At 37.4% G+C, this 12,511-nt stretch carries 14 protein-coding genes; 8 read left to right on the forward strand and 6 right to left on the reverse strand.

Features of this window, described 5'->3' with window-relative positions; genetic code table 11:
• Positions 1 to 83: 83 nt before the first annotated feature.
• Positions 84 to 602 carry a peptide deformylase gene (gene def / locus JEP36_RS14490; RefSeq protein WP_198630385.1) on the reverse strand — a complete coding sequence of 173 codons (519 nt, stop codon included), beginning with the start codon at positions 600 to 602 and terminating at the stop codon, positions 84 to 86.
• 286 nt (positions 603 to 888) lie between these two features.
• Between def and JEP36_RS17950 the strand changes: the two genes are divergently transcribed.
• Positions 889 to 936, forward strand: coding sequence for a hypothetical protein (locus tag JEP36_RS17950; RefSeq protein ID WP_438361642.1), 48 nt, complete (start codon positions 889 to 891; stop codon positions 934 to 936).
• A 151-nt stretch (positions 937 to 1,087) separates the two neighbouring features.
• On the opposite strand, the gene yihA is transcribed toward JEP36_RS17950, so the two are convergent.
• Positions 1,088 to 1,720 (reverse strand): ribosome biogenesis GTP-binding protein YihA/YsxC, encoded by a 633-nt coding sequence (gene yihA, locus JEP36_RS14495; protein ID WP_099075959.1) that lies wholly within the window; start codon positions 1,718 to 1,720, stop codon positions 1,088 to 1,090.
• Between the two features lie 270 nt (positions 1,721 to 1,990).
• On the opposite strand from yihA, the gene ppiA reads away from it, so the two are divergent.
• The 3 genes from ppiA to argD all read left to right on the forward strand — a co-directional run bounded on the left by ppiA (position 1,991) and on the right by argD (position 4,841).
• Complete coding sequence (gene ppiA, locus JEP36_RS14500; protein ID WP_069369599.1) at positions 1,991 to 2,560, forward strand: peptidylprolyl isomerase A; 570 nt, start codon at positions 1,991 to 1,993, stop codon at positions 2,558 to 2,560.
• Between the two features lie 373 nt (positions 2,561 to 2,933).
• The gene (locus JEP36_RS14505) at positions 2,934 to 3,509 is read left to right on the forward strand and encodes an aminodeoxychorismate synthase component II (RefSeq protein ID WP_100159719.1); all 576 of its coding nucleotides are present in this window, start codon (positions 2,934 to 2,936) and stop codon (positions 3,507 to 3,509) included.
• 117 nt (positions 3,510 to 3,626) lie between these two features.
• The gene (argD, locus tag JEP36_RS14510; RefSeq protein ID WP_198620046.1) at positions 3,627 to 4,841 is read left to right on the forward strand and encodes a bifunctional acetylornithine/succinyldiaminopimelate transaminase; all 1,215 of its coding nucleotides are present in this window, start codon (positions 3,627 to 3,629) and stop codon (positions 4,839 to 4,841) included.
• Positions 4,842 to 4,938: 97 nt separating this feature from the next.
• On the opposite strand, the gene crp is transcribed toward argD, so the two are convergent.
• Positions 4,939 to 5,571 carry a cAMP-activated global transcriptional regulator CRP gene (gene crp, locus JEP36_RS14515; RefSeq protein ID WP_004246872.1) on the reverse strand — a complete coding sequence of 211 codons (633 nt, stop codon included), beginning with the start codon at positions 5,569 to 5,571 and terminating at the stop codon, positions 4,939 to 4,941.
• A gap of 312 nt (positions 5,572 to 5,883) precedes the next feature.
• Between crp and JEP36_RS14520 the strand changes: the two genes are divergently transcribed.
• Positions 5,884 to 6,291 (forward strand): OsmC family protein, encoded by a 408-nt coding sequence (locus JEP36_RS14520; RefSeq protein ID WP_023583286.1) that lies wholly within the window; start codon positions 5,884 to 5,886, stop codon positions 6,289 to 6,291.
• An 89-nt stretch (positions 6,292 to 6,380) separates the two neighbouring features.
• On the opposite strand, the gene JEP36_RS14525 is transcribed toward JEP36_RS14520, so the two are convergent.
• The 3 genes from JEP36_RS14525 to JEP36_RS14535 all read right to left on the reverse strand — a co-directional run bounded on the left by JEP36_RS14525 (position 6,381) and on the right by JEP36_RS14535 (position 8,514).
• Positions 6,381 to 7,250, reverse strand: coding sequence for a phosphoribulokinase (locus tag JEP36_RS14525; RefSeq protein WP_198620045.1), 870 nt, complete (start codon positions 7,248 to 7,250; stop codon positions 6,381 to 6,383).
• 65 nt (positions 7,251 to 7,315) lie between these two features.
• Positions 7,316 to 7,537, reverse strand: a complete 222-nt coding sequence (locus JEP36_RS14530; RefSeq protein ID WP_023583288.1) for a YheU family protein — start codon at positions 7,535 to 7,537, stop codon at positions 7,316 to 7,318.
• The gene (locus JEP36_RS14535) at positions 7,534 to 8,514 is read right to left on the reverse strand and encodes a hydrolase (protein WP_109374240.1); all 981 of its coding nucleotides are present in this window, start codon (positions 8,512 to 8,514) and stop codon (positions 7,534 to 7,536) included. The genes JEP36_RS14530 and JEP36_RS14535 overlap by 4 nt, the downstream gene beginning before the upstream one ends.
• 99 nt (positions 8,515 to 8,613) lie before the next feature.
• Here JEP36_RS14535 and JEP36_RS14540 point away from each other — a divergent pair, with 99 nt between their 5' ends.
• From JEP36_RS14540 to JEP36_RS14550, 3 genes are all read left to right on the forward strand, one after another.
• Complete coding sequence (locus JEP36_RS14540) at positions 8,614 to 9,219, forward strand: LysE family translocator (protein ID WP_198630386.1); 606 nt, start codon at positions 8,614 to 8,616, stop codon at positions 9,217 to 9,219.
• A 725-nt stretch (positions 9,220 to 9,944) separates the two neighbouring features.
• Positions 9,945 to 10,805 carry an SIS domain-containing protein gene (locus tag JEP36_RS14545; protein WP_109374242.1) on the forward strand — a complete coding sequence of 287 codons (861 nt, stop codon included), beginning with the start codon at positions 9,945 to 9,947 and terminating at the stop codon, positions 10,803 to 10,805.
• 149 nt (positions 10,806 to 10,954) lie between these two features.
• Positions 10,955 to 12,499 carry a methyl-accepting chemotaxis protein gene (locus tag JEP36_RS14550; protein WP_198626320.1) on the forward strand — a complete coding sequence of 515 codons (1,545 nt, stop codon included), beginning with the start codon at positions 10,955 to 10,957 and terminating at the stop codon, positions 12,497 to 12,499.
• The last annotated feature ends 12 nt before the right edge of the window (positions 12,500 to 12,511 follow it).

A 12,511-nucleotide genomic window follows, 5' to 3' on the forward strand; every position in this document is an offset into this window, starting at 1 on the left:
TAAAAGGGCACAATGAAATACATTGTGCCCTTTATTTTTTATGTCAAAACTTATCAATATGTGAAAAAGAGATAAGTGAATAATTAAGCAACTTGCGAGTCTATCAGCTTGCTTAATTTCTTCTGTTTTTTCTCAATCCGTTGGCGTTTTAACGGAGATAAATGGTCAATAAAAAGTTTGCCATCAAGATGGTCTAACTCATGCTGAATGCAGCCTGCAAACAAATCAGCGGCTTCAAATTCAATTTCATCACCATTTCTATCCAATGCCTTAACCTTTAAGAAGCGGTAACGCTCTGTTGGGGCAAAAGAATCTGGAATAGATAGACACCCATCCATCATATCCATCACTTCATCTTCAGTGCTGATAATTTCAGGATTGATAAGTGCAATCGGTTGATCTCGGTTTTCAGAAACATCAATTACAACAATGCGTTTAGATACATTAATCTGAGGTGCTGCTAAGCCAATACCTCGTTCTGCGTACATGGTTTCGATCATGTCATCGATTAATGTGCGTATTTCGTCATCTACTTTTTCCACTGGTACTGCGACTCTGCGCAGACGCTCATCTGGAAAACGCAGGAGCGTTAATACAGCCATGGATACCTCATTTTATCGCTAATTACATATTTACTACGGTCTCGCAATAAGCGTATCACAAAATCATTAAGGATAAACCGCACCTTTTGTGTGATTTGTTCTATTTTTAATCATATTCACGTAAGTGATTAAAGTCTCATAATTATGTAATTAAACTACATTTATTTATGGTTTGAATACATAAACACATAGCTGAATCGTGTCTGCATGTGAAAAAAAATTACAAAAGGGCTTTTATTAACCAATAAAATAGAGTACATTATCTCTCGTAGGGTACAGAGGTAAGATGTTCTATCTTTCAGACCTTTTACTTCACGTAATCGGATTTAGCTGAATATTAGCTGCCCCAGTCGACTTTATTTCGACTGGGGCATTTTTTTATCTAAAATTCACTGAAGTGGTTTGTGCGAGAAGTGAAAGGGAAAAGTGATTTCCCTTTTATCAATAGAAGATCAGAACGCTATCGTTGAGAAAAAAGAAGATAATTAAGCGTTGTCATCATTTGTAGGCTGTTCTTCTGAGCCTGAAAACCATTCATTAAGTGTGTTACGTAGCTTATCAATGCCAATTTTTTTCAATGATGAAAAGTATTCTACGCGGATATCGCCTACTTTATTTGCCAGCTCTTCACGTACGCTCATTAACTGCTTTTTACGCGCGCCTGATGCGAGTTTATCCGCTTTAGTCAGTAAAACGAGAGTAGGAAGCTCTGAGCCCACAGCCCAGTCAATCATTTGCATATCGAGATCTTTTAATGGATGACGAATATCCATTAAAATAACCACACCTTTTAAGCACTCTCTTTTTTGTAGGTATTCACCTAAAGAGCGTTGCCATTTACGCTTCATTTCTTCAGGAACTTGGGCATAGCCGTAGCCTGGTAAATCGACTAAGCGTAAGCCTTCTTCAATTTGAAAAAGGTTGATTAATTGCGTACGGCCTGGGGTTTTACTGGTTCTGGCTAATCCATTTTGTTGGGTTAACGCATTTAAAGCACTGGATTTACCGGCATTAGAGCGACCCGCAAAGGCAATTTCAATTCCTGTATCTGGTGGTAAATGACGGATATCAGGTGCACTGATGATGAAATGTGCTTTTTGGTAATTAAATTGGGTCATTATGGTATAAACCTCTCTGAAATAATGCGGCTTTTCATGCATACTCATTTCAATTTTGCATGAAAATGAATATCTAAAATATTTATTTGCTCTATTTTGGCGCAATTTAATGACTTATAACAGTGCTTAAAAATTAAAATTTACCCTGTTATAACGTAATTAGACTTATTGAGCGTAAATAAAGGTAAATGATTGGCACTATTTACCTCAGCGAATTAGAATCGCTGCATATTAAGTAAGTTGTAGACTATTAAAGTAAAGGATCCCTGCATGTTAAAACGTTTTCTTGTCACCTTCGTTACCGCTTGCACTTTAACAACAGCGACTTTTGCAATGGCAACGGGAGAAACCTTCGTTAAATTAGTCACCTCTGAAGGCAATATTGAAATATCACTGGATAATAAAAAAGCCCCAATTACAACGAAAAATTTTATTCAGTATGTCGAAGATGGGTACTATAACGGCACCACTTTTCATCGTGTTATTCCTGGCTTTATGGTTCAAGGTGGTGGTTTTACTGCTGATTTACAGCAAAAACAAACCAGAGCGCCAATTAAAAATGAAGCCGACAATGGATTACGCAATGTAAAAGGTTCTATTGCCATGGCTCGCACATCAGATAAAGACAGCGCAACCAGCCAATTCTTTATTAATGTGGCTGACAATGCATTTTTAGATCACGGTCAACGTGATTTTGGCTATGCCGTATTTGGTAAAGTTGTGAAAGGAATGGATGTAGTTGATAAAATTTCACAAGCTCCAACTCGTAATATTGGACCTTACCAAAATGTGCCAGTAAAAACGGTCACTATTTTATCTGCGGAAGTCGTAAAACAATAAACGCATTATTAGGATAGGATATTTACTTATTCTAATAAGATAAAATGCATATAAACCGGAATGAATATTTTCATTCCGGGATTTTTAGTACAAAAAAATCTTTTTTATCCTTCCTTTTTTCGTGTGATCTCCTGCAATAAGTATTCACTACGCTATTAATCACTCTATTCATCATCAATTACCGTCATTCTTGTTATTGCGCAATAAATCAGCAGGTTTTCTTGCTTACTATTCATATTTTACACCTGTGCTATGATAATCGGCTTTGTTGTACCCAAGTCGGTTAAACAACGAGCTATTTTGGCAAATCTACACTCGCTTTAAAATAGTAATAAAATAGATAATGATAAGAAAATCAGTCGGATAGGCTAATATGCTGTTACTTATTGATAATTACGACTCGTTTACCTACAACCTCTATCAGTATTTCTGTGAATTGGGTGCTGAGGTTGTTGTTAAGCGTAACGATGAGATCGGACTTAAAGAGATAGAAAAGATGATGCCAGCACATCTTGTTATCTCGCCAGGACCTTGTACTCCTGATGAAGCTGGGATCTCTCTTGAGGCTATACAGCGGTTTGCCGGTGAAATTCCTATTCTTGGCGTTTGTCTCGGACATCAAGCGATAGGACAAGCTTTTGGTGCATCAGTTATCAGAGCACGAGAAGTGATGCATGGTAAAAATTCATTAATACATCATAATCAACAAGGTGTTTTTAAGGGACTTAATCGGCCTTTAAATGTGACGCGTTACCACTCTTTAGTGATTGATGCGACGACATTACCAGTTCCCTTTGAAGTGACGGCATGGAGCCAACATGATGGAAATGTTGATGAAATTATGGGAATTCGCCATCGTACTCTGCCAATTGAAGGGGTTCAATTTCACCCAGAAAGTATTTTAAGTGAACAAGGACATGAGCTATTAAATAATTTCCTTAAATATTAAATGGATAGCATTTAAATAGCGAAATAAAGCCTTTTTATACAAAACCACATTTGATTTTTTATTCATATTTAGTGATTATATTTTCATATTGAATATGAATAACGATCAGGTGGGGTAATGACAAAGCAAAGCATCAACCGGGCAACTTACGATCAAGTAATGTTGCCAATTTATTCACCCGCAGAATTTATTCCTGTCAAAGGGATGGGTAGCCGTGTTTGGGATCAGCAGGGAAAATCGTATATTGATTTTGCTGGTGGTATTGCTGTTTTAGCACTGGGGCATGCTCATCCTGCTCTTAATCAAGCCTTGAAAGAACAAAGCGAACAACTTTGGCATGTTAGTAATATTTTTACTAATGAACCAGCATTGCGTTTAGCACAAAAATTAATAGATAACACATTTGCAGAACGTGTCTTTTTTGCCAATTCAGGCGCAGAAGCGAATGAGGCAGCATTTAAGTTGGCTCGCCATTATGCCATCACTCGCCATAGTCCTTATAAAACTAAAATTATTGCTTTTCACCATGCATTCCACGGCAGAACACTGTTTACAGTATCTGTTGGTGGGCAACCTAAATATGCAGATGGTTTTGGCCCTAAGCCAGCAGATATCGTGCATATTCCTTTCAATGATTTAGAGGCGGTTAAAGCGGTTATTGACGACCATACTTGTGCTGTCGTATTGGAACCTGTGCAAGGTGAAGGTGGTGTCACGGCAGCAACACCTGAGTTTATGAGAGGGTTACGTGAATTGTGCGATAAGCATCAAGCTCTGCTTGTCTTTGATGAAGTACAAACAGGTATGGGACGTACAGGCAAGCTTTTCGCCTATATGAACTATGATGTGACACCAGACATTATTACCACTGCAAAAGCGCTAGGAGGTGGTTTTCCACTCAGTGCGATGTTAACAACACATGAAATAGCTTCTGTAATGGGCGTAGGGACTCATGGTACAACTTATGGTGGCAATCCATTAGCTTGTGCAGTGGGTAATGTCGCATTTGATTTAATTAATACACCTGAGGTACTTGAGGGTGTAGAAAAGCGCTATCAATGGATTGTGGATGAACTGGTGGCAATTAATCAAACGTACGATGTCTTTTCGCAAATCCGTGGACAAGGTTTATTGATCGGTGCGCAATTGGCACCACAATATAAAGGTAAAGCCAAAGAGTTACTCGGTCTTGCGGCCAAACATGGCTTAATGATGTTAAACGCAGGAGCAGATGTGATGCGTTTTACACCATCGTTAATTATTACCCAAGAAGAATTACAAGAAGGAATGGTGGCATTAAAAGCGGCTATTGCGGAATTTGTAAAAGGGTAGTGCGGACTATAAACCCCATCTATAAGGATGGGGTTTATACAGATTGTATCATCAATAGCCCTTTTATTGGGCTATTGTTTGTTCGGGGTAGGGAAACTTAGCGAGTCCCGTAAACGACGATAGTTTTACCGTGTGCTGAGATCAGGTTTTGATCTTCTAGCATTTTGAGAATACGGCCTACAGTTTCGCGTGAACAACCAACGATTTGACCAATTTCCTGACGTGTAATTTTAATTTGCATGCCATCAGGATGCGTCATGGCATCGGGTTGTTTTGCTAAGTTTAGTAAGGTTTGTGCAATACGGCCTGTAACATCAAGGAAAGCAAGGTTACCTACTTTTTCTGATGTTGTTTGTAATCTGTTCGCCATTTGAGCAGAAAGGCGCATCAGAATATCAGGGTTAACCTGAATTAATTGACGGAATTTTTTATAGGAAATTTCTGCTACTTCACAGGCTGTTTTTGCTCTAACCCATGCACTACGTTCTTGATCTTCTTCAAATAATCCAAGTTCACCGATGAAATCCCCCTGATTTAGGTAGGAGAGGATCATTTCTTTTCCTTCTTCATCTTTAATAAGAACAGCCACGGAACCTTTAACAATATAATAAAGTGTTTCCGCTTTCTCACCTTGGTGGATCAGCGTGCTCTTGGATGGATATTTGTGAATATGGCAGTGTGACAAAAACCATTCAAGAGTCGGGTCTGTTTGCGGCTTGCCGAGAACCATTCGCGTTATCCTCTGTACGTTAAATGCAGCCTTTCAAAACGGATAGGTTCCCTTTTGATACAGCGTGCTTAAAAATCCTATCTTTACCTATTAACTTCCTGAGAACACGGTAAGTTAATATGGAGTAGATTATAATAAATGAGAAAATAATGCATTGATCTTAACCACTATCATCAAGCAGATATTGTTTTTAACACAATTAGTGCATTAAGTCTCGTTTTACGCAGTCAGCATAATAAACCTATTTGCTAATTGCTAGTTGAATTATGAGAATGTACTCTTTTAGTTTCTGTCATCTTTAGGGGAAAATAAATGGAAGCGAGAGTTAAGTGGGTAGAAGATTTATCTTTTGTCGGTGAGTCTTCTTCTGGCCATCAAATCATGATGGATGGAAATTCAGGTGATAAAGCACCAAGCCCAATGGAAATGGTATTAATTGCTGCGGGTGGGTGTAGCGCTATTGATGTTGTGAGCATTTTACGTAAAGGTCGTCACCAAGTGACTGATTGTGAAGTGAAATTAACATCAGAAAGACGCGAAGAAGCCCCTCGTCTATTTACTGATATTAATTTGCATTTTATTGTTTCAGGTAAAGAATTAACGGATAAAATCGTAGAACGAGCTGTTCAATTATCCGCAGAAAAATATTGTTCTGTTTCTTTAATGCTAGGAAAAGCAGCCAATATTACGCATTCATTTGAAATAAAAGATGCTGACTAATTTTGATATTTTAAAATAAAGTTTAATTCGAAAAATAATATCCCTTAATTAATGGGATATTATTTTTATAGAGATAAATTTTATTTTGGTTAACTTATCTTTTCGCCATTTAATAATTTTTTGACTAATGGCGCCATAATTAATTCCATCGCTAATCCTAATTTCCCTCCCGGTACAACAATAGTATTTATTGTTGACATAAATGAGCCATGCAACATCGCAAGCAAATAGGGAAAATCAATATCGGTTAAGCCTCGAAAACGAATAACAATAAAGCTTTCATCGAGAGTGGGGATTGCTTTGGCAGAAAAAGGGTTTGAAGTATCAACCGTTGGAACTCGTTGGAAGTTAATGTGAGTGCGTGAGAATTGAGGAATAATATAGCTAATATAATCATCCATTGAACGTACAACCGAATCTCTTACCGCCTCTTGTGAGTGTCCTCTTTCTGTGGTGTCTCGAATAAGCTTTTGTATCCACTCTAGGTTTACGATAGGGACAACACCCACTAGTAAATCAACATGTTGTGCGACATTGTGCTCATTGGTGACAACGCCCCCGTGTAACCCTTCATAAAAGAGAACATCGGTATTATTTGGCAAAGGCTCCCAAGGTGTAAATGTACCCGGTAATTGGTTGTAGGGAGTGGCTTCATCATAAGAGTGTAGATACTTGCGAGATTGACCTTGTCCTGTATCACTATACTGACTTAAGGTCTTACTCAGTAAGCTAAAATCATTTGCTTCAGGGCCAAAATAACTGATATGTCTACCTTGTTCTCTGGCTTTTCTTATCGCCATATCCATTTCAGGACGGGTATAGCGATGGAAACTATCTCCATCAATCAATGCAGCATTTGCATTGAGTTGTTGGAATATCTTACGAAAAGCTTGGCTTGTTGTGGTAGTTCCTGCACCACTTGAGCCAGTCACTGCGATGATAGGATGCTTGATTGACATAGGTTATCCTTTTGCTAAATAAGGTTGGCCCTTATTGACGGCGATACATCGCTTGCTTTGAATAACTAACCAGAGCGAAACTGCGATGCCGGCATAATATTGACGCTCTCATGAAGTTCTGACCAAACCAATACGGCTTCACCGGATTTAAGTTGTTTTTTTACGTCGGCGACTTTTTGTTCAAGCGTTTTCTCTTGGATACCATAATCAGTGCCTTCTCGTAAAACAAAACTTTCAATAAGATTATCAAGTGTCTCTGTAGAAAGCTCATTCCAAGGAATTATCATTTGGTTTTCTCCAAATAAGCGGATAACCAGTCAGGTATTCGGCTTTCAAGCCACATCACGGGTTTAGAAAGTTTTCCACTTACAAAACCGACATGCCCACCAAACTCGGTGAGTTGATATTCAATGTTATTTGGTAAGGTTGTGATATCAGGAATAACATCCGCAGACATAAAAGGATCATCTTTCGCGTGAATAATCAGTGTTGTTTTCTTTATTTTATTTAATAAAGGTAATGCACTGCATTGGCGATAATAATCTAACGCATCTTTAAACCCGTGAATTTTAGACGTGATAAGATCGTCAAATTGACGTAGTTTTTTAATGGATTTTATCGTCAATAAGCTGATTGGTAATGATTCAGGATAGCGAATAAGCTTGCGTGTCGCGTTATTTTTCAGCTCTTTTAACAGATACCATTGATAAAAACGAGAAAAGCCATGTTCAATTTTTGTTGAGCATGGTTCTAGCATTAATGGTGCAGAGACAATAACGGCAGCATCTACAACCGCATTTTCACCGCTTTCTGCGAGATAATAGGCAAGCATATTTCCACCAAGAGAGTAGCCAACGGCGGCTGTTGGTTGCTCACCAAATTCCTTTTTCAACCAATTTAAGAAGTAGCGAGCATCTTCCGTTTCACCTGAGTGATAAATGCGCTTTTGTCTATTGGGTTCACCACTACATCCTCTAAAGTGCATCACAACGCTTAGCCAGCCTCTCTCTTTTGCTGCGGCCAACATGCCGTGAGCATAAGGGCTACTAAATCCACCTTCTAAGCCATGAAAAATGACTAAGCGCGGTTTATTGAGTGCAGTTGTCGGATCTTCACTCCACGCTAAATCGACAAAATCGTTGTCTGGGAGATTGAGTCGTTGCCAATGTGGCGTAAGTTGTGGCGTCCTACGTACAATTCTTGGTAAGAGCGTTTGTAAATGTGGATTTTTAGCCCAACGCATTGGATTAAAGTATTGAGACATATTTTCCGTCTATCAAAATGAATTAACACTTGTTTGCTAAATAACATACTGCTATTTTCGGTGAAAATAAAACATCTGTCACATCTTTGAGCACTTATAATGACAATTAGTCTGATTTCATCGTTAGCTATTTTCCTATTTATTGCTGCTATCACGCCTGGACCCAACAACTTATTGCTTACTTCATCAGGTGCTAATGTAGGTTTTAAAAGCTCATTAAAGCTGATGGCTGGCATTATGCTAGGTATGCAATGTGTTTTGCTGAGTTCTGCATTTGGTGTTGCCGCATTATTAATAATTTATCCTGCACTGCATATTGGATTGAAGGTAGTCGGGAGTGCGTATCTGCTTTGGCTTGCTTGGAAAACAGCAACATCATCTTATCAGCGTTTAGATATTCCAGCAAAAACGCCCCAAGCAGTAAGCTGGTTTCAAGGCGGATTATTGCAATTTCTAAATCCAAAAGCGTGGATGATGGGATTAGGTGCAGTAGGAAGCTTCAGTTTATCGGGCGATGCTTATTTTAGCTCTGTTATTGCTATTAGTATTGTTATGGTTATTGTTAATTTCGTTGCCGGTATTGTTTGGATATTAGGCGGAACATTAATTAGTCTATTTTTACAAAGCAGACAGTCTTGGTTTATTTTTAATATCTTGATGGGATTATTAACGGCACTTTGTGTACCTTTGATTTGGATAGGGTAAATTAAAAAACATTTATAAATCAATAGATAAATTAACTTTCTTGATTAAAGTGATGTTTTTTTAAGTTTGGTTGAAATGATCTTTCTGAATGTGTATCAAAAAAAGAGCATTAATCTATCAAAAGAGAGATCTGCGATCATCTGTCATCTTTATTATGTATGTTACAGTGTCAATCATATAAAAGGCTTATTGGTTTTGGGGTTTTACTCTTTTTAATATCCGTCTTTTTATTTAAATATGTCGTTTAACCTATTTTTATATCATTAAAAATAAAAATAATTCCGCCATGAAGGAATTATTTATTCCTTATTACTGTTTGTAATTAAAGGTTTTTTATTGTGTTAATGTTTTTAAAATGTGTTTTATATTGTCATTTAGTTAATTATTATGTTTAAAAACGCAATTTTGCTGAATATAAGTATATTCAGTTTATATCGTGTTGTTGACTAAGAAGAATAAATTATTATTTAAAATTGGAAAAAATTAAATTAAGTATTATAAAATATAGAGGTTAATGTGTGAGAGATTGAATAAAAAGAGTCAATATAACGTTATTATAAGAACAAGTATTTCGATAATAATATTACTTTTTTTATGATTTATTGTATCTCATATTTTGTTTCTAATTGATTTTATTCTAAAAACTTAATTACTTTAGGTATTAAACGTTTTATCAAAATTATTCCATATATAACTATATTGTACTCGAAGTGGATATTGTCATTATGCCAACATTAACGAAAATTGCGTGGATCAAGCCTGGTATGGCGACAAATCAACGTAAAATAGCGGATTATATTTTAGAGAACCCAGAAAAAACGGTCACTCTTTCATCACAGCAACTTGCTGAAACAATGGGTGTGAGTCAATCAGCTATTGTTAAATTTAGCCAAAAAATTGGATTCAAAGGTTTTCCTTCTTTGAAGCTTGCAATTAGCGAAGATCTTGGGCGAAAAAATGCAAATACTGGGCAGGATCCTAGCATATTACATAATCAGATTGGCTCTGAAGATAGCTTAGTTGTAATAGCTCAAAAACTTGCTCAAGAGAAGAATAATTCTATCAGTGATACCACTCGCCAAATTAATTACCTTCATTTTGAAAAGGTGATCCAGCTTATTGATGAAGCTCAGCGAGTTCAGATTATTGGTATTGGTGGTTCAGGGTTAGTCGCAAGAGACTTAAGTTATAAATTACAGAAAATAGGAATAACCACTCTGATTGAAACAGATCATCATGTTCAGATATCTGTTGCTCAAATGTTAAGTTCAAAGGATTTACAGATAGTTATTTCTTATAGTGGCAAAAGAAAAGATATGTTAGTTGCGGCCTCTGTGGCTAAAAAACAGGGAGCAAAAATCATTGCTATTACAGGAGAAAAACACTCTCCATTAGGAAGAATTTCTGATTATATATTAGAAACAATTGCGGATGAAGGTGAGTGGCGAAGCGCTTCAATCTCTTCACGTACAGCACAAAATACGATCACTGACCTTATTTTTATGGCGTTATTAAAGAAACGTGATGAGTGTGCGAAGACATTAGTGCTAAGTTCACAGGCATTAATTAATAGCCTTGATAATTAAAAATTTTGAACTGATTCAAAAAACTAATATTTAAATGTAGGTATTTACACTTATTACTAAAGTTATTCTCCTAACGGCCGAAACGATAGTTATTTAGGCAGTCTTTTTTTGTTGAGATATTTTAATTTCAATGTCGAGGAGAGTAACTAATGCGTAACAATCAACCGGTGACACAGCGAGAATACCCGGTATCTGAAAACGCAACACTGATGTCGACGACAGATCTTGATGGCAATATTATTTATGCCAACGAGGATTTCGTCGAAGCCAGTGGGTTTTCAGTCGAAGAGTTGGTGGGGAAACCCCATAATATTGTCCGGCATCCAGATATACCTTCAGAAGTCTTTAAGGATATGTGGAGAACTTTAAAGCAAGGCGAGGTTTGGACTGGGATCGTTAAAAATCGGCGTAAAAATGGGGATCACTATTGGGTAAGGGCAAACGTCACTCCCATTATACGTCAGGGTAAAATTCAAAGTTTTATGTCAGTAAGGACGGCGGCAAAAAAAGAGGAAATAGCACAAGCCTCAGCACTTTATGCCGCATTTAATCAAGGTAAATATCCTTCACACACGTTTTTAAAAGGCGCTTTTGTTTATAAAGGATGGCAACGTTGGCGCTCATGGAATCAAACAATTTCATTAAAAAAACGACTCCGTCTTTTTATCCTCTTACCCTTACCTTTTATGTTGTTAAGTGCATGGTTTGCAGGCTTATCAGGTAATGCGCTTTTTATTCATATCGCGATTTTGCTGATATTACTGATGGTTAATGAACGCGTTCTCTATTTTCAAATTGTTAAGCCAATTAGACTACTTAATGAGCAAGCGAATCGAGTTGCAACTGGCGATGAACATAATGTTACATATATAAATCGCATCGATGAAGTCGGCATGACACAGCGTTCAGTTAATCAATTAGGACGTATGTTCCGTTGGCTGGTTAGTGATGTGAGTCATCAAATTCATCAAGTCGATATCTCTTGTGATCAATTAGCCGCAGGTAATCGCGATCTGTATGTGAGAACAGAGCAAACCGCCAGCAATGTTGAAGCAACCGCTTCAACAATGAATGAATTAACCACGGCGGTAAGCAGTAATAGTGAAACGGCAGGGCAGGCAAACAATCTTTCTAATATCACTTGTGAGGCAGCGATAAAAGGAGGTAGTGCAATGGATAATATCGTTACTACAATGAATGATATTGCGAAAAGCTCTGATCGTATTAGTAATATCATTGGTGTTATTGATAGCATTGCCTTCCAAACGAATATCCTTGCACTTAATGCATCTGTAGAAGCGGCAAGAGCGGGTGAGCAAGGTCGAGGTTTCTCGGTAGTGGCAACAGAAGTAAGAGAATTGGCACAGCGTAGTGCCGAAGCAGCGAAAGAGATCAAAGCATTGATCAATGCCTCAAGTAGCAATATCAAAGTTGGTTCAAAGCAGGTCAATGAAACTGTCGGAACAATGGAAGATATTGTGGTACATGTTAAAAATGTGACCGATTTAATTGGTGAAATCAGTCTCGCATCCACAGAGCAAAGTGCAGGTTTAAAAGAGCTTGGTCGCGCTGTTGAAAAATTGGAATCGATAACGCATGAAAATGCGAATTATGTTTCGAAAGCTTCAATGATTTCAGGTGAAATGAAAGTACAAACTAACTACTTAGTTAGTGCAATCAATGTATTCCATTAATTTGTCATTATT

Origin of the sequence: Proteus sp. PR00208 (assembly GCF_016238545.1) — a bacterium.
GTDB lineage: Bacteria > Pseudomonadota > Gammaproteobacteria > Enterobacterales > Enterobacteriaceae > Proteus.